1 protein-coding gene and 1 tRNA gene are annotated in these 729 nt (G+C 59.5%); one reads left to right on the top strand and one right to left on the bottom strand.

Going from position 1 to position 729, the window contains the following annotated elements; translation table 11 throughout:
* The first annotated feature begins 274 nt into the window (after positions 1-274).
* Positions 275-350, top strand: a tRNA-Lys gene (locus tag PYV55_RS04050).
* Positions 351-396: 46 nt separating this feature from the next.
* On the opposite strand, the gene PYV55_RS04045 is transcribed toward PYV55_RS04050, so the two are convergent.
* A partial coding sequence (locus PYV55_RS04045; protein WP_275849427.1) for an integrase core domain-containing protein occupies positions 397-729 on the bottom strand: 333 nt, incomplete at both ends.

Below are 729 nucleotides of genomic sequence, written 5' to 3'. Positions count from 1 at the left end.
GGTTTGTTTTTTGGCCTCAGCATCGGCGGCGTTCATCACCAGGGTCCCCGTCCCCGTCATCCGCTCCCGCAACCCCGCGCTCTGCTATCCCTCGGTGGATCAGCGTAAGCAAACGGCGAACCCATCTTGAGCAGACGGCTGGCTCTGAGCAAGATCGTGTCCACGCAACCTTCCGTGGACACGATGCTCAAAGACATTTCTATTTTGGGTTGACATGCAAAAAAGAAGGGCGATTTGGCGTAGAATTGCAGACTCTTCTGCTGAAGAAGAATCCGGGTTCTTAGCTCAGTTGGTAGAGCAGCGGACTCTTAATCCGTAGGTCGAGTGTTCGAGTCACTCAGGACCCACCAAACATAAGCGTGCTAAATGCTTGATTTCAAAGGCCTCCATCGGGANATTGCGTGTCTTGCCTGACCAGCGCGCCGGATGGGCCTGGCGAGCCCGTGCATACAGTTCATGTCGCGCCGCCAGGATCGCACGATCCTCGCCCGCATGGCGCTGCGCGGGGCTCACGTACCGGATGCCGCTGTGTCGATGCTCGTGGTTGTACCAATGCACGAAGCCAGCCGCCCAGGCGCGCGCGGCATCCAGGTCGGCAAAGCCCTTGGCGGTGAACTGCGGGCAGTACTTGGCCGTGCGGAACAAGGACTCGGCATAGGCGTTGTCGTCGCTCACGCGCGGACGCGAGTACGAGGGCTTGACTCCCAGCCAATCGAGCATCGCCAGCAC

It is taken from the genome of Extensimonas soli, from assembly GCF_029211265.1.
Classification (GTDB): Bacteria; Pseudomonadota; Gammaproteobacteria; order Burkholderiales; family Burkholderiaceae_C; genus Extensimonas; species Extensimonas soli.
Note: the sequence above shows the minus strand (reverse complement) of the source record. Positions and strands in the feature narration are given on the sequence as shown.